Annotated in this window: 16 protein-coding genes; 13 read left to right on the top strand and 3 right to left on the bottom strand. The window is 38.8% G+C overall.

Annotated features, from left to right (window positions below; all coding sequences use genetic code 11):
* The first annotated feature begins 117 nt into the window (after positions 1–117).
* From GQR45_RS02155 to GQR45_RS02110, 10 genes are all read left to right on the top strand, one after another.
* A complete protein-coding gene (locus GQR45_RS02155) occupies positions 118–1,539 on the top strand; it encodes a sulfatase (RefSeq protein WP_165724990.1) in 1,422 nt (473 codons plus the stop codon).
* A 19-nt stretch (positions 1,540–1,558) separates the two neighbouring features.
* Positions 1,559–2,722: a mandelate racemase/muconate lactonizing enzyme family protein gene (locus tag GQR45_RS02150; protein WP_007378528.1), complete on the top strand. Its 1,164-nt coding sequence runs from the start codon at positions 1,559–1,561 to the stop codon at positions 2,720–2,722.
* A 16-nt stretch (positions 2,723–2,738) separates the two neighbouring features.
* Complete coding sequence (locus GQR45_RS02145; RefSeq protein ID WP_165724989.1) at positions 2,739–3,614, top strand: SMP-30/gluconolactonase/LRE family protein; 876 nt, start codon at positions 2,739–2,741, stop codon at positions 3,612–3,614.
* A gap of 200 nt (positions 3,615–3,814) precedes the next feature.
* Complete coding sequence (locus GQR45_RS02140) at positions 3,815–5,386, top strand: sugar porter family MFS transporter (protein ID WP_165724988.1); 1,572 nt, start codon at positions 3,815–3,817, stop codon at positions 5,384–5,386.
* An 11-nt stretch (positions 5,387–5,397) separates the two neighbouring features.
* Positions 5,398–6,177, top strand: coding sequence for a glucose 1-dehydrogenase (locus GQR45_RS02135; protein ID WP_149605829.1), 780 nt, complete (start codon positions 5,398–5,400; stop codon positions 6,175–6,177).
* 46 nt (positions 6,178–6,223) lie between these two features.
* Positions 6,224–7,162, top strand: a complete 939-nt coding sequence (locus tag GQR45_RS02130; protein WP_165724987.1) for a hypothetical protein — start codon at positions 6,224–6,226, stop codon at positions 7,160–7,162.
* 116 nt (positions 7,163–7,278) lie between these two features.
* The gene (locus tag GQR45_RS02125) at positions 7,279–8,706 is read left to right on the top strand and encodes an NAD-dependent succinate-semialdehyde dehydrogenase (protein ID WP_165724986.1); all 1,428 of its coding nucleotides are present in this window, start codon (positions 7,279–7,281) and stop codon (positions 8,704–8,706) included.
* A gap of 10 nt (positions 8,707–8,716) precedes the next feature.
* On the top strand, positions 8,717–9,880 hold the full coding sequence (locus GQR45_RS02120; RefSeq protein WP_007378522.1) for a mandelate racemase/muconate lactonizing enzyme family protein: 1,164 nt from the start codon (positions 8,717–8,719) through the stop codon (positions 9,878–9,880).
* Positions 9,881–9,898: 18 nt separating this feature from the next.
* Positions 9,899–10,906 (top strand): 2-dehydro-3-deoxygalactonokinase, encoded by a 1,008-nt coding sequence (locus GQR45_RS02115; protein ID WP_165724985.1) that lies wholly within the window; start codon positions 9,899–9,901, stop codon positions 10,904–10,906.
* Positions 10,897–11,517, top strand: a complete 621-nt coding sequence (locus GQR45_RS02110; RefSeq protein ID WP_165724984.1) for a 2-dehydro-3-deoxy-6-phosphogalactonate aldolase — start codon at positions 10,897–10,899, stop codon at positions 11,515–11,517. The genes GQR45_RS02115 and GQR45_RS02110 overlap by 10 nt, the downstream gene beginning before the upstream one ends.
* Before the next feature lie 101 nt (positions 11,518–11,618).
* On the opposite strand, the gene GQR45_RS02105 is transcribed toward GQR45_RS02110, so the two are convergent.
* From GQR45_RS02105 to GQR45_RS02095, 3 genes are all read right to left on the bottom strand, one after another.
* On the bottom strand, positions 11,619–12,353 hold the full coding sequence (locus GQR45_RS02105; RefSeq protein ID WP_165724983.1) for a FadR/GntR family transcriptional regulator: 735 nt from the start codon (positions 12,351–12,353) through the stop codon (positions 11,619–11,621).
* 68 nt (positions 12,354–12,421) lie between these two features.
* Entirely contained in the window at positions 12,422–13,159 is a 738-nt protein-coding gene (locus GQR45_RS02100; RefSeq protein WP_165724982.1) for a FadR/GntR family transcriptional regulator, read from the bottom strand.
* A 151-nt stretch (positions 13,160–13,310) separates the two neighbouring features.
* Positions 13,311–16,151, bottom strand: a complete 2,841-nt coding sequence (locus tag GQR45_RS02095) for a TonB-dependent receptor (protein WP_165724981.1) — start codon at positions 16,149–16,151, stop codon at positions 13,311–13,313.
* Between the two features lie 267 nt (positions 16,152–16,418).
* On the opposite strand from GQR45_RS02095, the gene GQR45_RS21545 reads away from it, so the two are divergent.
* The 3 genes from GQR45_RS21545 (at position 16,419) to GQR45_RS02080 (ending at position 20,139) form a co-directional block, all read left to right on the top strand.
* Positions 16,419–17,630: an AraC family transcriptional regulator gene (locus GQR45_RS21545; protein WP_165724980.1), complete on the top strand. Its 1,212-nt coding sequence runs from the start codon at positions 16,419–16,421 to the stop codon at positions 17,628–17,630.
* 273 nt (positions 17,631–17,903) lie between these two features.
* Complete coding sequence (locus GQR45_RS02085; RefSeq protein WP_165724979.1) at positions 17,904–19,097, top strand: family 16 glycosylhydrolase; 1,194 nt, start codon at positions 17,904–17,906, stop codon at positions 19,095–19,097.
* Positions 19,098–19,173: 76 nt separating this feature from the next.
* Positions 19,174–20,139 (top strand): hypothetical protein, encoded by a 966-nt coding sequence (locus GQR45_RS02080; RefSeq protein WP_165724978.1) that lies wholly within the window; start codon positions 19,174–19,176, stop codon positions 20,137–20,139.
* Positions 20,140–20,165 lie beyond the last annotated feature (26 nt).

Raw genomic sequence — 20,165 nt, 5'->3', positions numbered from 1 at the left:
CAACTCAACCATAAAATTAACTAGCCGTAATAGTCTAATATAACCAATATGTTAGCTATGGTGTAATTAATATTTTTTAGCTATGTGCTTAACTATTATATTAAATAGGAAACTGTGATGAATAAGCTACTTGTTCTTCTTTCTGTATGTTTAGGCTTTTGCGTTAGTGCTAATGCAATGGCAAAAGCACAAACAGAAAAACCTAATATTGTTTTAATTTTTGCTGATGACGCAGGTTTTGGTGATTTTGGCTTTCAAGGTAGTACGCAGCTTAAAACACCTAATTTAGATAAACTCGCCCAAAGCGGTGTCCGTTTTACCCAAGGTTACGTGAGTGATTCTACTTGTGGTCCTTCACGCGCAGGTTTAATGACAGGTAAGTACCAGCAACGTTTTGGTTACGAAGAAATTAATGTACCTGGTTTTATGAGCGATAACTCGGCACTTAAAGGTGCAGATATGGGCTTGCCATTAGATCAAAAAACAATGGGCGATTACCTTAAGGAGCAGGGTTATAAAACAGCGGTATTTGGTAAGTGGCATTTAGGTGACGCCGACAGATTTCATCCTTTAAAACGTGGTTTTGATACCTTTTTAGGTTTTAGAGGTGGCGACAGAAGCTACTTTAACTATTCAGAACAAGAAATGAATAATGGAAACAAACATTTTTTTGATAAAAAATTAGAACGCGACTTTGGTAATTACGAAGAGCCAAAAGAGTACTTAACCGATGTGTTAGGTAAAGAAGCCGCTAAATACATTGAACAAAACAAAGACGAACCATTTTTCATCTACTTAGCTTTTAATGCAGTACATACTCCGCTTGAATCAGATCCTAAAGATTTAGCTAAGTTTCCAAACTTAACGGGTAAACGTAAAGAACTTGCTGCAATGACCCTAGGTCTAGACAGAGCCAGTGGTTACGTACTTGATAAACTTAAAGAGCTAGGCTTAGATGACAATACTATTGTAGTTTTTTCAAACGACAACGGTGGCCCATCTGATAAAAACGCATCAAATAATGCACCACTTGCAGGTACTAAATCAAACCAGTTAGAAGGGGGAATTCGTGTACCATTTTTAATTAGTTGGCCAAAGCATATTAAACCAGGTTCGACTTACGACTACCCAGTAAGCACACTCGATTTACTGCCTACTTTTTACAGTGCAGCTAAAGGTAAAGCGTTAGGTAGTGATATTGATGGCGTTGATTTACTCCCTTATATTCAAGGTGAAAACACAGCACGCCCACATAAAGTGATGTACTGGAAAAAAGAAAACAGAGCTGTAATACGCGATAACGATTGGAAACTCATTCGTTACCCAGACAGACCAGCAGAGCTATACGACCTAAGCTCTGACATTAGTGAACAAACAGATTTAGCAGCAAAAAATCCTGAACGTGTTAAAACTATGTTTAAATCATTGTTTGAATGGGAATTAACGTTAGAGCGCCCGCGCTGGTTATTAAAAAGAAAATATGAAAAATATGATATAGACCGCATGGATAAATACCGTTTACCAGCAACTCAACCTTAATAACGCATAGGTAATAATAATGAAAATAGAATCCGTTGAAGCGCTTTTAGGCTGCGTAGGAAAACGTAATCAGCTATTAGTAAAAGTAGTAACCGAATGTGGCATAGTTGGCTGGGGCGAATCGGGTTTATCAAATCGAGAGCAGGCAGTTATTGGCGCAATACAGCACTTTTCGGGTTTTTTAAAAGGGCAAGATCCGCGTAAAATAGGCCGTATTTGGCAAGAGCTTTATCGTAGTCATTATTTTGAAGGGGGCCGTGTAATTACGGCTGCTATTTCGGCAATTGATATTGCACTTTATGATATTTTAGGTAAGTCATTACAAGTGCCTGTTTATCAGTTGTTAGGGGGTAAACAACGCGAGCACATAGCGTGCTTTGCGTGTTGTTATACAGAAGCAGATCCTGATAAATTTGACGATTTAGTTAAAGAAGCAAAAGCGCTTATCGCGCTCGGCTGGACAACAATAAGAGTCATACCGAGTCGTTTTGACGATTTACAGTTTTTTGAACCACAAGAATCTATAACGCGAACAGCGCGTTGCTTAAATGAATTACGAAAAGTACTGGGGCCTGATATTACACTCGGTATTGATTACCATCACAGATTAAGCGTGGCTGAGGCCGCTTCGTTTTGCCAACGTTTAAAGCCCGACACACTCGATTTTATTGAAGAACCGATTCGTCATGAATCTCCTGATGCCTATAAAACACTGCGTACTTTAACGCATATTCCTTTTGCAATTGGTGAAGAGTTTAGCTCTAAATGGGCAGCTAAGCCTTATATAGAACAGGGGCTTACGCAGTATTTACGTGTGGATGTGTGTAACATTGGAGGCTTAACAGAAGCAATGAAAGTGGCTGGTTGGGCTGAGGCACATTATATAGATGTTATGCCACACAACCCGCTTGGTCCCGTGTGTACAGCAGCAACAAATCACTTTGCAGCAGCACTACCAAACCTAGGCTTAATGGAAACACACCAAGGTCCGTTTAGTGAATTTGGCGCCCATGATCCACTTCTTTTTCCGAAGCAGCATGTATTAACAGGCAATAAATTTACTATTCCTGAAGTACCAGGTTTAGGTGTTGAAGTGAACGAAGCCGCCTTTAGATTGGCAACCCCAGTAGAAACCGAAGCGCCGCATTTATCAAAGCGTGATGGTTCACATACCAACTGGTAACTAGTTAGAGAGTTAAATGAATACACTTACAGCGACTGTTTTTGATAACACACTAAATTTTGTCGGCGAGGGCCCTTTGTGGCACCCGATCACACAAACGCTTTATTGGGTTGATTTTCCAAACCATATTTTGTACAGCAAAAAAGGCGACCATAAAGTTGGGCAACGCTTAGATGATATGGTTACCGCTCTGGCTTGGGTAAACAAGGAAACCCTATTACTAGCAAGTGATAAAGGCCTAAGTGCCTATAATACCAGTACGCATAAGCAAACTTTCTTGTGCAGTGTTGAAGCAGATAAACCTGACAACAGAAGTAACGATGGACGTGCCGATCCGTGGGGTGGGTTTTGGATAAGCTCAATGCATGGCGATGCTAAAGAAAACGAAGGGGCTATATATCGTTTTCACAACGGAGTACTTACTCAGGTTGTTAGTGATTTAACGATACCCAACGGTATTTGTTTTGATAAGTCGCGTGCTAAAGCTTATTACGCAGATTCGAAAACGCAAAAAATTTACCGATTTGACGTCGACTCACTTACGGGTTCGCCAATAGGGGAGAGTGTGTTGTTTTTTGACTATTCAAGTTCAGCTGTATCACCTGATGGGGCTGTAATTGATAGCGAAGGCAACATGTGGATTGCACTTTGGGATGGCGCGCGTGTAGATTGCATATCACCCGAAGCAAAGGTAATTGAAAGCTTAGCGACTCAAACACCTCGCCCTACCTGCCCAGCGTTTGGCGATGACGGTACAACACTTTACGTAACGTCAGCACAATGTGGCCTAGAAGATACCCCATTTGATGCCATACCTCACGGCACTACGCTTGCATTTAAAAATGCGGTAAAAGGCGTGTTTGAGCCTTGCGTTAAAATAGACGGCTTTTAATTTTAAGTATTTACTTTAAATATTAATTTTGTGTTTTTCCTCTTACATTAATTAGATGTGAGAGGAAAAACACATTGCACAGATAAACATCATATGTTTATATTGTTTTTACTAATTCTATCAATGTTATTCTTTTATATGTTGTAAAGCACTCATTACCAACACAGTAAAAGTATAAAAATAAAACTAAGGGTAATACATTGAAAGACACACACACACAATCAACAAAAGCAATTAAGTACTCCCTCATTGCAGCATTTGGCGGATTTGTATTTGGCCTAGACGCGGCCAATATATCGGGGGCGTTACGCTATGTTAGCTCGCAGTTTGAGCTAACCAGTTTGCAAACAGGTAATGTTGTTGGTTGCGCCATTGTTGGCGTAATCATCGCACTGTTTTTTACAGGTACTTTATGTCAAAAATTTGGTCGTAAAAAGGTACTTATTGGCATTGCTTTAACGTATTCACTCTCTACGGTTATTTCTGCTTTTGCAGTAAGTTACCCCATGCTGGTTGTTGGACGCTTTATAGGAGGGGTCGCATTTGCCTCTATAACTGTCTCAGCCATGTATATTGGTGAAATTGCACCCGCTAATAAACGAGGCCAATTTGTATCAGTTAATCAGTTGCTTATAACGTTAGGTAGTTTATTTGCGTTTGTTGTTAATTACTTTTTTGTTAAAAACATGGGCTCAATTGAATGGTTAAATGAAGCCAATATTTGGCGTTATATGCTTGGCTTTGAAATTGTGCCTAATATTATTTGGTTTTCGTTATTAATGACTATTCCTGAATCTCCGCGCTGGTTAATGAGCAAAAAACGTGATGAAGAAGCACGCGCCGTATTCAAAGGTATGGGAATCAATAACAACGATACCGAAGTAGTACTTAATGATATTAAAGCAACCATTCAAGAAGATTCAAAAAACAGTGCGCTTGAACAACTTAAAGTCTTGTTTAGTAAGCCTATGCGTTTTGTTGTATTACTTGCTGTATGTTACGCAGTAGTGCAGGGCGCAACCGGCATGAACGCGGTATTGTTTTATGCACCTACGGTATTTGAACAAATAGGTATGAGCGTCGAAAACTCATTCTTGCAAACAATAGTACTTGGTGCGGTATCTGTATTATTTACATTGGTCGCCATATTCTTTGTTGAAAAACTCGGCAGAAGAACATTAACGATTACCGGTTTACTGCTTATTGCTGTTGCGCATGTATCAATTTGGTATGGCTTTGAAAATGCCACGTACTCACTTAACAGTGAAGCAATAACCAAAGTTGAAGAGCAAAAAGTAGATATTACAAAGCTGCACGTTTTCGAAAATAAAATATACAGCACCGATGTTGCTCTAAAAGCAGATCTTGCCACTATTTACAGTAAAAAAGAGCTACCAGTTGTTACTGGTGCAATTATTAATGCTTCTATAAATATTAGTCCTGCGTATGTTTTATTTGGATTATTTGCATTTTTAGCGGCTTTCAATATGTCGATAGGGCCAATAATGTGGGTGATATTTTCGGAGATATTTTCAAGCCGAGTACGCAGCGTTGCGCTACCATTTGCTGCCTTAGTACAGAGTATTTCTAGCTGGAGTATTCAGCAGTTTTTCCCTTGGCAGTTAGAGAATATGGGCGCAGCAAACACGTTTTTATATTACGGAGGCGTCGCTATTGTAGGCTGTATTGTTATGGCATTCATACTTCCCGAAACTAAGGGCAAGTCTATTGAGGCCATTGAACGCGATTTGGTCCCTGGGTTCAATAAATAAGGAATATGACTATGTCATCACGATTATTAAACGAAGTTGCTATTGTCACTGGCGCAGCCGATGGTATTGGAAAAACAGTTGCACGCGTATTTTGTGAGCAAGGTGCTAAAGTGTGTGTTGCTGATATAAATAAAGAAATGGGTGAAAGTGTTGTAGCAGAGCTAAAAAGCAAAGGTTTTGATGCTATTTTTGCTCATACCGATATTAGTGACGAAACTGCTATAAAAAACATGGTTGAAAAAGTAGTTAATGAGATCGGCAAGCCCAGTATTTTAGTTAATAACGCGGCTTTAATTAGCCCTGGGCGAAATGTAGATGACGTTACTCCACAAATGTGGCGAGATAGCTTTGCGGTTAATGTTGAAGGAATGTGGCAGTGTGCTGTAGCTGTACTTGAGCATATGAAAGACTTAGGCCGGGGCAGTATTATAAATGTAGGTTCTGTGCATTCTTATAAAATTGTACCAGGATATTTTCCGTATGCGGTAACTAAGCATGCGGTTATAGGGTTAACTAAAAACTTGGCCGTTGAATACGCAAAGCACAACATACGAGTAAACGCACTGTGCCCAGGCATGATAGAAACACCTATGGCGTTTAAGTCGTGGGAGCAAACAGACGATCCGCAAGCTTCACGCAAAGCAATGGGCGATGTACACCCTTTAAAACGAAATGGAACAACTGAAGAAATCGCTTATCCAGCAGTATTTTTAGCCAGTTCAGATTCGAGTTTTATGACAGGGCAAAGCTTAATCATCGATGGTGGCCGTTCTGTAATTTATCACGATTAAGGTGCTTAACTTAACACACTGTAAAGCTCATGGGTTTGAGGCTATTTTGCTAAAAAATAGTGAGCTTGCTATTACAGTTATTCCTCAGTTAGGTGCAAAAATCACCTCTATTGTAAGCTTAAAGCACAATAGAGAGTGGCTTGCTCACGATAAACAAATCACTTTAAAAATTACAAAAAGCAATGATTTTTCAGAGCATGATAGCGGTGGCTGGGATGAATGTTTCCCGGGTATTTCTTCTCAGTTATACGAACACATCCCCAATAAAACGCATTTTTCACATGATCATGGTGAGTTGTGGTGCCAAGCATGGCAGATAACTCATACCCATATTAGCGATGAAGAAATAGTACTTAGCTTACAGGCTGAGGTTTTTGACTCTACTTTTACATTTATAAGAACGTTTAACTTAAAAAAACACAGTAAACGGTTGCTTGTTGATTACCACGTAAAAAATAACACAACTTACAATCTCCCTTTTGTTTGGTCAGCGCATCCAATTTTTGCCATAAAACCAGAGATGCGTATTTTAATAAATAACAAACATATGGAGTTTAAAGTTGATGAAGGGCTTAGTCGTTTTTATAACGTTAATAGTGCCTTTATTAACTGGAGTGAGTGCTCAGCTAAAATCCCGCCGCTAAATAAGGTTATGCCCTATAACAGTGGTTTTGCAAGTAAGGTTTTTAGCAAACACTTAAATACGGGCACTCATAAAGATCAAAATATAATTGTAAAACTGGTTGATGATAAAGCCAATCAAAGCTGCGGGTTTGAATTTTCATCAACAAGCATAAGTCACTTAGGGCTTTGGTTTAATTACAATGGTTGGTCTGCCAATGAGCATATACCCCCTTTTGTACTTGGGATAGAACCTTGCATAGGCAATAACGATTCTTTACACAAAGCCATAGCGAGTGAAGAGGAAGGCTTAATTAAAGGCAATGCTCATAAATCTTGGTATATGATTTTTTTTGTTAACTAAATGTATTTTCTGTTTGCTCATTCAAACATCATATGTTTAAATAGTTGGTATGTATTGAGGCCGGTGAGTCTTTCTTTAGCCCTTATGGGTGTTGTAGATAATAATGGAGCGACAGAATGCTTTCTAAACAACTGTATATTGGCGGTAAATTAATAACCAGTGAAGTAACAACTGATGTTATTAACCCTGCAACACTTGAAGCCGTTGGGCAAATATCAGCAGCGGGTATTAATGAAGCTTTGTTAGCACTCGATGCTGCGCAAAGTGCATTTGCACCGTGGTCAGCAACTCCAGCAAAAGAACGCGCTCAGTGGATGCTTAAACTGCGTGATGCTGTAATCGAAAATGAGGAACACCTGCGTGAGTGTGTTCATTTAGAAATGGCAAAACCGTGGGGTTCAACGGCTGATGATTATCAAATGCTAGTTGATAGCCTTACCTTTTACGCCGACGCTATTGTTAATATCGCTGACGAAAAATTAAATGATACCGAAGGTACTCATAGCCATATGTTAAGTCGAGAGCCTGCAGGTGTCGCTGCTGCCTTTTTAGCGTGGAATTTTCCATTATTAAACTTGGCTTATAAATTAGGCCCAGCAATGGCTGCGGGTTGTCCGCTTGTAGTAAAGCCGTCAAGTAAAACGCCTTTGTCTGCTTATGCTGTAGGCGAATTATGTGAACAAATCGGCTTGCCAGCTGGTGTGGTTAACATACTTTCGGGCACGGATAGCACCGTAGGTGATGCTATTTCAGCATCAACTATTCCCTCTGTACTTACTTTAATTGGTTCTACTAATGTGGGTAAGCATGTAATTGCAACAGGTGCTACGTCAATCAAGCGTTATTCAATGGAGCTTGGTGGTAATGCACCTGCCATTGTATGTAGCGATGCAAATCTAGATAACGCAGCAGATGTAATTTGTGGCGTTAAGTTTGCCAACGCAGGGCAAATTTGTGTTACTCCAAATCGTGTATTTGTACACGAAAGCGTTGCTGATGAATTTATTGAAAAAGTACTTACTCGTGCAAAAGCAGTAAAAGTTGGTTTTGATAAAAACGAGGCCATTGATATGGGCCCCGTTATGGATGCTAACTCATGGCAGCGTATTGATGATCTTGTCAAAGATGCACAGCAAAATGGCGCTAAATTACAGTGTGGTGGTAAAAAGCCCGCAGGTGTTATTGGCTATTTTTACGAGCCAACGGTGCTTACCAATATTGACTCGAACATGAAAATTTATAAAGAAGAAATATTTGGCCCGGTTATTAGCATTGTTACATTTAGCGATGAAGAACAGGTACTTAAAGATGCGAACGACACCGATGCTGGTTTGAGCTCATTTATTTTTAGCAGCAACGAAGACACAATATCTCACTTTGCAAAGCATTTACGTTTTGGCGAAGTACAAGTAAACGGTATTAAATACAGTATTAATTTACCGCACTTTGGCATTAAACAATCGGGTGTTGGGGCTGATTGCTCGTTATTAGCTTTAGATGATTATCTTGTCTATAAGCGTGTTTCACGTGCGTTAAAGGTTTAAGGAAGAGACAATGAAAATCACTCAAATTATTAGCCACGTTTTACAATATGACCTAGACGAAGAACTTGGTTATTCGCAGCAATATTACGCTAAACGCACTGCGCATTTAGTTGAAGTTCGTACCGACATAGGTATTACAGGTTGGGGCGAATGTTTTGGCGGTGGTGGCGTGGCATTTGCTAATAAAACAATTGTTGAGCATGTTATTCAACCCATGATTTTGGGAATGGACCCACTCGACAGAGAAGTAATTTGGCATAAAGTTTATAACTTACTGCGCGATCATGGTCAAAAAGGTATGCCTATTCAGTCTTTATCTGGTGTAGATATTGCTTTGTGGGACATTGCAGGTAAATTTTTAGATCAACCCGTTTATAAGTTGTTAGGGGGGGCTTTTAGAGACCGAATTCCTGCTTATGGGTACGGCATGATGTTACAAAAGTTTCCTAACCTAGAAGAACGCTTTACCGAAGAAAGCCAACGTATTAAAGAAATGGGCTTTACGGCAATGAAAATGAAAATAGGCCTTTCACCAGATCGCGATATAAAGCTTGTTGAAGCTGTGCGAAAAGGCATTGGCCGCGATATGCGGCTAATGGTTGACGCTAACCATGCATACACCGCACGCGAAGCTATTCCGCTAGGTCGAGAGCTGCAAAATTTAGGCGTGTACTGGTTCGAAGAACCGGTCGCACCAGAGGATCATCAAGGCTACCGCGATTTATGTGAAGCACTTGATATGAGCATTGCTGGTGGCGAAGCTGAATTTACTCGTTGGGGCTTTAGAGATTTAATTAAAAACCGCTGCGTCGATTTATTGCAACCAGAAGTATGTGCACTAGGTGGTATTACCGAGTATCAAAAAGTATTAGCGATGGCGCACGCGCATTTTGTTCCTGTTATAAACCATGTGTGGGGTTCGGCTATTGCGGTTGGCACTAACCTACATTTATTGGCTGCATTACCTGATTTACCTGGTGCTGCACACCCAGTACAGCCTATGCTTGAGTACGATACAACGCCAAACTTATTTAGAGAGCAGCTATTGCAAGAGTCTCTAAACATTAACGAGCAAGTTAAAAATAACAACGGAACTGTTGCGCTACCACAAGGTCCAGGCCTTGGTATTGAGCCCGACCTTGATTTTATTAAACATTACGAAGTATCAATTTAATAAATAAGGGCAAGGCTTATGAATGATAACAAAAGCAACTTACCAGCATTAATTGTGGTTGATTGGGGAAGCTCCAACTTTAGAGCTTTCTTAGTCGATAGCAAAGGTAGCATTTTAGATACTGTTAATGGTGAGCAGGGCGTACTTTCGATTAAAAACAATTGTTTAGAGACCGTATTACTTAGCTACATATCAGATTGGTTATCAAAACACAAAACGCCGATTATTATGGCTGGTATGGTAGGCGGTGCTATTGGTTGGCAAGATACAGGCTATGTAAATACGCCTGTTAATCTTGACAGTATGAGCGTAAATCTTTGTAAAGCAAATAATAACGCAGGCCTACAAATTAGTATTGTGCCGGGTGTTAAATACGTTATGAAAAATAACGTATGCGATGTAATGCGCGGTGAAGAAGTGCAAGTATTTGGTGCCGTATTAGATGTAGAACAAACAACGGGTGAGCTAAGTAATCAAACCTTGGGTGAGACTATGTTTTGTCTCCCGGGAACTCATTCTAAATGGGTTCAAGTTGCAAAAGATGCTCAACATAAAACGGTTATTACTTGCCTCAGTACGTTTATGACCGGTGAAATGTTTGATTTATTGACTAAACAAAGCATTTTAGGTGAAGGATTAGAGTCTCTAGGTAAATCACCAACAAATATGTCAAGTTTTTTAAAAGGCGTCGGTGTTAGCCAAGTTCAGAGCAGTTTATTAAGTGCATTATTTAGTGCGCGTACTTTAAAGCTAGATAAACAATTAACGCTGAAAAACGTACCTAGTTACTTATCTGGTTTACTTATTGGCGCTGAGCTTGCGGGTATTAAAAGTAAGTTAAATGACATTAAGCATGTTTATTTAATTGGTAACTCAAGTTTAAACACTCTCTATTGTGAAGCATTGAAAGAACTCGGCTTTACTTCTTCTATTCTAAGCAGTGCAACTGCATCTACTAAAGGCATGTTTACACTTGCTGTACAGGCCGGTTTGGTCATTGAAAAGGAAACTCAATTATGTCATTAATTTCGTTAACTCACGCTATGAAGCAATTACCACTGGTTGCTATTTTACGAGGTATTACACCAAGCGAAGTGCTTGATTATGCAGAGGTACTTATTGATATTGGCTACCGCGTAATTGAAGTGCCACTTAATTCTCCTGATGCTTTAAAGAGTATTAAGTTATTAAGTGATAAATACGCAGATATAGCCATTATTGGGGCAGGCACGGTTGTTACCAAGGACGAAGTTGATCAGGTAATTAAAGCGGGTGGTCGTATTATTATATCGCCGCATAGCGATGTAGAGCTGATCCGTTTTAGTAAATTAAAAGGGCTGTACTGTGTGCCAGGGTTCTATACACCGACTGAAGGTTTTGCTGCATTGCATGCTGGTGCAGACGCACTTAAGTTTTTTCCAGCAGATACAGCAGGTCCAAAAGGCTTAAAAGCAATTACAACAGTGCTTTCTAATATTGATATTTACCCTGTTGGCGGTGTATCGCCTCAAAATCAGGGTGAATTTGTTAATGCAGGGGCATCGGGTTTTGGTTTAGGAAGTGGCTTGTATAAAGCAGGAATAGGTTTAGAAGAATTTACGACTAATGCTAAAAATTATGCTGAATATTACCTTTAATTAATTTTTTAAAAAATTGGTATAAACGTTGTTGTGCTTGCATCGCTACTCATCATTCCTCTCACATTAAATGATGAGTTAGCGGTGCTATTTAGAATAAATTAAATATCCATTAACTTAGCTAAATTGGCTTTAGCATCATCTAAAAGCTTTTCTGTAAGGGCCTGAGCTTTTTCACTATTACCGTTAGCAATAGCATCAAATACTTCTCTGTGAAACGGAATCGAAGCATGATTACTTTCAGCGCTTTGGTTCGTTACTTTAATACTGACAAGCAGCGCTGAAAAAATAACGCATTCCATCGAAATGAATAATTCATTATGAGAAGCCCGTAAAATAGCGCCATGAAAATGTGCATCAGCAATAACAAATTTATCTAAATCGCTTACTGAACTTTGCATTTCATTTAATGCATCTTCTATGGCTTCAATATCTTCAGGCTCTGCGCGCAGCGCTGCAACACTGGCTGCTTTTGGCTCAAATGCTAAGCGAAATTCCATTAATTGAGTTAAAAACTCAGGGTTAAGTGGGGCGCTTAAATGCCAAGCAAGAACATCATCGTCAAGTAATGCCCAGTTATCACGGGTTTTTACGCGAGTGCCAATGCCTCTGCGTACATCTAAAAGCCCTTTACCAACAAGAATTTTTACTGCATCACGAACAACAACTCGACTTACTTGAAAACGTTCAGCTAAACGGTTTTCATCATCAATCAGTGTGCCAGGAGTATATGTGCCAGCAACAATTCTACGGCCTAATTCTTTAGCGACCTGTACCGGTAAGCTAGGTGACATGGCGCTGCTGCGTCTTAGATCGTAGTATGTTAATTCGCTCATAGTATCTTAGTGTCCGTATTATTTATTTATACGTACTATTTATATGAATTTTCGACAATAAACAATGGCTATTTGTTATTTACTGTCGCAGAAAGGCGAAAGCTGGCATCTTTTAGGAGTTTTTCGGTGAGGAATTCGGCCTTGTCGCCATCTTTTGCAGCAATGGCTTCGTATACTTCACGATGAAACGGAATAGATGCACCGTTATCGCGGGGGTCTTTATTCGTTACTTTAATACTGACTAAAAGGGCTGAATAAATAACGCCTTCCATTGAGGCTAAAAAGCTATTTTGAGCTGCTTTTATAATGGCTTTGTGAAAAAGGGAGTCTGCAATAATAAAATCTTCTGCACTGTTGTCGGTTCTAGCCATGCGCTCGCATGCTGCGGCTATTTCGATTAAGTCTTCGGGACGAGCGCGTTCTGCAGCCCAGCGAGCAGCTTTTGGTTCAAAAGCCAAACGAACATCCATTAATTGCTCTAAAAACTTGCGATTAGGCGGTGCTGACAAATGCCATGCTAATACGTCATCGTCCAGCATGTTCCATCTATCTCGAGGTAGTACACGCGTGCCGATACCTCTGCGTACATCAAGTAGGCCTTTGCTTACTAAGATTTTTACCGCATCGCGTACTACTACACGGCTTACTTGGTAGCGTTTAGCGAGTGCATCTTCATCATCAATTAAACTGCCGGCTTCAAATGATCCAGACACAATGCGTCTGCCAATTTCTTTAGCCACTTGAACAGAAAGGCTCGCTGCCATTCCTGATGTTTGTTTTAGGTCGTAATATATAAGTTCGCTCATACCTTTAATATAAACATATTATGTTTGGCTGGTCAATGTAATGTGTACAAAATAGGGGGGGGTAACTAATTTTAAACGTTGCATAGTGGGAATATAATAAAGATCGCTGATGAGCGATCTTTATAGCAATTTGGGTTACTGCAATAAAGCGTTAAAACTTAGCGCGTAAACCTATACGGTAGCGCGGACCAGTATATTGGGTATTAATTACACGCTCTTTTACATCGGCATATTGGTAGGTACGTTCATCAGTTATATTTATTGCTTCACCCGTAAGCGTAAAGTTATCGTTAACCGCATAGGACATACTAAAGTCGAGCTGACCATAGGCTGCAGTATGCTCTGGTAATCCACCACTGCGTATACCTGCTCGGCTACTTAAAAAGTCATCTCGCCAGTTGTAGGCTAAACGCGCTTGAAATGCATTTTTATCGTAGTAGGCAACAATGTTATAAGAGTTTTCGGCAAATCCCTCCAATTTATCACCAGGGTCGGTGACACCTGGAAGTTCTATTTTTTGTGTGTTTTTATTTGTTGTATCAGCCCATGTATAGTTTGCTTGCACACCTAAGCCATTTAAAAAGCTCGGTAAATACCCCATATTATGTTGTACAGCAAGTTCTACCCCACTAATTGAGCCGCCTGATTGGTTTTGCTTCGTATTAATGGTTTCGTTTACATTGCCGTATCCATCAATACTTACTGATGAATCAATATATTGCGACCCATCCCAAATGTCGGGTGTATTATCTAAATAAGTTATTTGTGCAATTGTGCTAGATATATCCTTTTTGAAAAAGTTAACTGCGTAAGCATCGCCGCTATCACTATAATATTCAAAAGATAAATCGTATTGATTAGCCTTATAGGGTGCTAAATAAGGATTGCCACCTGTTTGAGAAAAGCTACCTGCTTGCATATCTGTATACGTTGTTTGTACACCAATGTCGTCAATGGCAGGGCGCGACATTACTTTAGCAGCTGCGGCTCTTACCAATAAATTATCACTTAAATTAATACTAAAATTAACGCTAGGTAACCAGTTGGTGTAACTATTTTTTGCTTTAAGGCTTCCTGAGTCTGTGTAATCAACTACTAATAAAGGTTGGCCATTATCAAGTTCACCGGTATAACCTAAACGTCGTTTACCGTAACCACTTGAACTTGTATCAGTTTTTACGTAACGAACTCCTACATTACCGCGCCAATCGTAATCACTAATTAAGCCGCTTAGGTTCAACTGCGAATAAGCACTTATTTTCTCTTCTTTCACACTTGATGATGCAATTTCGTTATATTGCTCGTTTGGCCAATTTGGGTTTTTGGTCATATCACGAATAGCGCTATGGTATTTATTTATATCAGCAAACAAAAAGTCACGCGGAAAATTACCCGCCTCACTGCTTAAAAAATCTGAATAGGGACTTGCTGAAAATATGTCATCAGGCATGTCTCTAAGTTCGCCACAAATATCGGCATCTGGTGCTACTAAGCCACAGTTATCTTCATGGAATGTTTCAAAGCGATCTCTTATTTTTTCACGATCTGAATACGCAATACCAAAATCGATTGAATCTAAGGTTAGGCTTTCAGTGAACTCTAAGTCGAGTAGGTATTTCCCTTTTGTTTGTAGCTCCGTAATCGTGTCTTGTAATTCGTAATGTGAAACTTGATTCCAATGTGCTCTCACGCTTGTCGGCGAAGCATAATCAATGGTTGTGTCTAAATTAACGGTATCAGTGTTTCTAAAATCAAAATCTAAACTGTCGTTTCGCTCAGGTGAGATATAATTAGGAACTAATAAGTCATTTCGCGGCGTTGATTTAGATGTTGAATGGCTTATATCAAACTCAAGTGTTAATACATCAAACTCTTTTACAGAATTAAATCCAAACGCCTGTGTTTTTGATTTTGATTCAAGCTCTTGAAATAAACCATCAATTCTAAAATCTACATTGTCACCGGTTCCGCCCAGTGTTCTTCCCGAAAACTTAGTGCCTGATAAAATTGTACCGTTGTCTGACACGACCACATTTCGCCAATTAGGATATTGTAAACCGGCTTGTAAACCTTGAGTTTGAGTTTCTACCGAGAGGTCGGTATACATGTAATCAAATGTATTGGTAAAACTTGAATCTGGTGCCCACTGAAAACTGGTATTAATACCAATACGTTCGCGATGCTCTTGTCCTAATGCGTACTCAATTCGACCTGCATGGCGAAGCATGCTCGGCGTCACCACATTTCCATCTAAATTATGAATGTCGCCTTCAATAACACCTGGCTCATTATTAAGTAATAACCAGCGAGTTGTACCCATTGAATCGTATCGGTTATCACTTTTTTGTTGCGAAAGAGCAATATTAAAACCGAATGTTTCATCAGCAAACGTATTGCTAAATAATGCAGAGTATTCAGGGCTTGTTTCGCCAGAAAGCTCACTGTATTTAGCGTTTATAGAGCCCAGCACATGCAATCCAGGATTATCTAAAGGGCGTGCTGTTTTAACGTTAACATAAGCACCAATACTGCCTTCAGGCGTTTTAGCGGTGGGAGACTTAACTACATCAGCACCCGATATTAGCTCTGCTGCTAATACTTGAAAATCAAATGAGCGACCAATTTCAGAGGTTGCTAATGTACGTCCGTTTAAAGTAACAACGTTAAATTCTGGGCCGAAACCACGAACGGTTATTTTTGAGCCCTCACCATTTACACGGTTAATTGAAACACCTGGAATACGCTGCAAGGATTCGGCAACGTTTTGATCTGGAAACTTACCAATATCTTCAGCAACAATACTATCTTGAACACTATCGCTGTAACGTTTTAATGATGATGCAGCCTCGAGGCTTGAGCGCACGCCAGTCACTACAATCACTTCTGTATCGTTATTATCTTTAGTTGGTACAGAAACATCTGAAGCCTGTGCGTACGAATAACTTGATAGTGAAGTTAATATAGCAAGTACTAGTTTCTTTTTATTGTGCATTGTAATTCTCCTTATTGTTATAGATAGAAGTCAGTATTTAAATAGTAAAAAGGTGGTTATACATTTTACTAATCTAAACATCATATGTTTGTGCGTCAAGTAAAGAATCTCTTTAGCTTTTTCTGGGTATGACAATTAAGTAGGTATTTACAAATATTTAAATCAAATGCTTTGCAGTTAACGCTTCGATTACAATTTATTTCTGGTTTATTTGTTTTATTTATATAAACATACTATGTATTGTTTTTGGGTATAAGGTGAAAGGGTGTGATAGACAATCTGCTGACGTGGGGTGTATTTTTGCGCTGTATAGTTCCGATGTTAGTCGCAACTATTTTTTTTACTGCGTTTGTGTACTTTTCTTTAGAGCGACGCCGCTTTGGTTCGTCGTATAACTACTTCGCTGTATTTTTTGTAACATTTATTTTTTATTTATGCGGCCCTACTTTTAATATTCTCCCTATTGAGTATGCCAAGCCATTCATCCAATTAGGACGAACAATTTTATTTTTTTGGTTAGGTTTACCTTCTTTGTTAATTGCACTTTTTAGATTTTCGAATGTTAAATTACCCAAACCAGTTACGTATTTTAGTTACAGCTTTGGGTTGGCTTTTTCAGTGTGTTTTTTAGTTTTAACGGAGTTAGCACACCCCAAAATTAACGTACTTGAAGGTTTTGGGATAAAAATAACTCCCATTGATTGGCTTAAACTAACTCATATTTACTATTTCCAGGTCGTCACCTTTATGGTTTTGTTAATTATCCCATGTAGCTATCTATTGCTGCATACGCATAAATCACAAAACAAAGGTTATATATATAGCGCTATAAGTTTAGGTGTTATCGCGGTTTTAGGCAGTATGGCGGAGCATTGGGTTACGTACTATTCAGGCACCAGTCTATGTGGATTAATTTGGTTAGCTACCATGTTTAAAGATATACAAACAGCAAATTACGCTGTTGAAACTAAAAGTAACCTTATTACTTCTTCGAAAATAGCTGCTTCTCAAAATAACCAAATACTTAGCTCTACTCCTGAAACTAATAAAATTAGTTTTAGCAGGCAATTAAATCCGCTAACTCCAGAGCTTTTTGAGAGTACATTGCACCAGCAAGATAATAGCCAGTGTAATAGTAATAAGACAAAGCAGACTCACATTAATAGCTGCGTCGTAAAGAATGCGCTTTTGTATATAGAAAATAATTACTTCAAAGATATAAATATAGACACGGTTGCTCTTTCTGTTGGTGTAAGCCGCTCATGTCTTGTTAAGCAATTCAAGTTAGCAACTAACGAGACAATCAATAATAAAATTATTGAAGTAAGAATAGAGCAAGCTAAAAAAGTACTACTAAAAAAGTCTGTTACAGAAACAGCTTACGAAGTAGGTTTTAATAACTCAAACTACTTTGCTACTGTTTTTAAAAAACGAACAAACTGTACCCCTAAGCAATTTAAAAGTACTTTTACCCGCTAAAACTACAACTAAATAACGAATAAAAGCCATTTTTAGAGAACAATAAAACCATTTTTTGAGGTTTGGTGTTGTATATCAATATTAAATATACCGACCCGCTAAGTTTACTTTTAATTATTAGCAGGTATGAGAGTTAAGTTTACTTTTAATTATTAGCAGGTATGAGAGTTAAGTTTACAGCTGTGGAAGCATATCTGTGAAATTCAATATATTAAATATAACACTGTAACTATTGCTGGCTCTGACTCAGCGTACACAAACAATGGATATAAAATGAAACCTATAAATTTAGTAATCTTTCCTTTATCAGCATTAAGTCTGCTTATATTAAGTTCAGCATCTCAGGCGGCTGATATACAGCCACCTATTGCTAAACCTGGCGAGACGTGGATTTTGCAAGCTAAGCGCTCTGATGAGTTTGACGTAAAAGATGCTACAAAGTGGAACTTTCAAACCGAAAATTATGGTGTATGGTCGTGGAAAAATCAAAATGCGACAGTGTCTAACGGAAAACTAAAATTGACCACTAAGCGAGAGTCTCATCAACGTACATTTTGGGACGGCTGTAATCAACAGCAAGTTGCTAATTATCCACTTTATTATACATCGGGTGTAGCTAAATCAAGAGCTACTGGTAACTATGGTTATTACGAAGCACGCATTAAAGGGGCGAGTACATTTCCCGGTGTCTCACCTGCTTTTTGGATGTATAGCACAATTGACCGCTCTTTAACGAAAGAAGGGGATGTTCAATATAGTGAAATAGACGTAGTAGAGCTTACTCAAAAAAGCGCAGTTAGGGAGTCTGATCATGATTTGCATAATATTGTGGTAAAAAATGGTAAACCAACATGGATGCGTCCGGGGTCTTTTCCTCAGACAAATCACAGTGGATACCACCTACCTTTCGATCCACGTAATGATTTCCACATCTATGGTGTAAATGTGACTAAAGACAAGATCACTTGGTACGTAGATGGTGAAGTTGTGGGTGAAAAGGACAATTTATACTGGCACCGTCAAATGAATCTAACATTGTCTCAAGGTTTACGCGCGCCACATACTCAGTGGAAATGTAACCAATTTTACCCATCAGATAATAAGTCGGAAGAAGGTTTCCCAACATCAATGGAAGTTGATTATGTAAGAACCTGGGTAAAGATAGGCAATAACAATTCGGATCCAAGCGAAGGTCAATCATGTCCTAACACCTTTGTCGCTGTTAACAATGTGCAAGTAAGCGCACCAAAACAAACGCTACGAAACGGTCAATCTACAACGCTAGCAAGTACAGTACTACCAAATTGTGCAACCAACAAACAAGTCATTTATTCATCAAGCAATAAAAACGTGGCAACTGTGAATAGTGCTGGAGTTGTAAAAGCAAAAAATAAAGGCACAGCCACGATTACGGCTAAAACTAAGAATAAAGGTAAAACAGATAAATTAATCATAACGGTGAATTAAGCTAACTAAAGCTAGCCTCAAAGGATTGAGGCATTTTACTTGTAGGATCTCAGGCTTCTACTTCTTTGGAGGGGGTATGAAAAAATTAAATTTACACGGCAAGTGGGTTATTGGTATTAGTTTACTCATCATCAGTTGTTATGTTTGCTTAATAAAAACAAACGATAATGGGCGGATTTACAAAGAAACCCCTGTACAAATGCACATCGAAATAAAAGATACAAAGCAATCAAAAATAGCAATTAATCCTATTGCTGCACATGCAATAGACTTTGAAATAGAACAGCCAACATATACGACCATGCTTAATAAAGCATTGTTAATAAAAGACACAGAATTACGTATAAAAACCATAAGCAATCATTTACTTAATTGGGCCAAAGAAGCGCCATATGAATGTGTCTATTGGCTGGATGATCAATATAAAACTCCGGAACAAACTTTATACATAAGCAAAGTAATACACTTTTTAATTGCAGAGAATTTACCGGTAGCTGGAAACATTATTTCAAACTTTGAAGCACTTCACTCTGACCTAAGTATTGTAGACGACTACTTAAGTACCCAAGTAGCAGTATCACCCTATGAAGGACTCGAATGGTTGAATAGTTTAAATAATAACGAAGTTAAACAAGAGGCAGAATTAAGGCTTTTACAAAATTGGGCTGTAATAGACCCAACACAATTATTAAATTACCTTGAGGTACACACTGAGATACCAGCTAACAAACGTACTATTATTCAGCACCAATTAGCGCAAGCATTAATTGAAAAAAACTCACAGCAAATACAGGATGAGTTTTACAGTTACCCTTCAGTATTTCAACCTAGCCTAGCTTATTCTGTAATTAGCCAATGGCCAGAACACAAGCTAAGTGATGCTCGGGAGTGGATATCTATGTTAGAAGGGGAGCAATCGAAGTTTTACGCTATAAAAAGCTATATTGATTATACCGGATCTTCCAGCGTAAACGTGAACGAATTAATTGAGCAAATCCGTAGCTCTAAATTACGCGCGCGTTTGCTTGAAAGATTACAATAAAGCAGAAAATAAAAAGTATTATAAAT

The sequence above is a fragment of the Pseudoalteromonas sp. SA25 genome (assembly GCF_011378705.1).
In the GTDB taxonomy this organism is placed as follows: domain Bacteria; phylum Pseudomonadota; class Gammaproteobacteria; order Enterobacterales; family Alteromonadaceae; genus Pseudoalteromonas; species Pseudoalteromonas arctica.
This window is presented reverse-complemented; position numbering and strand designations above follow the sequence as displayed.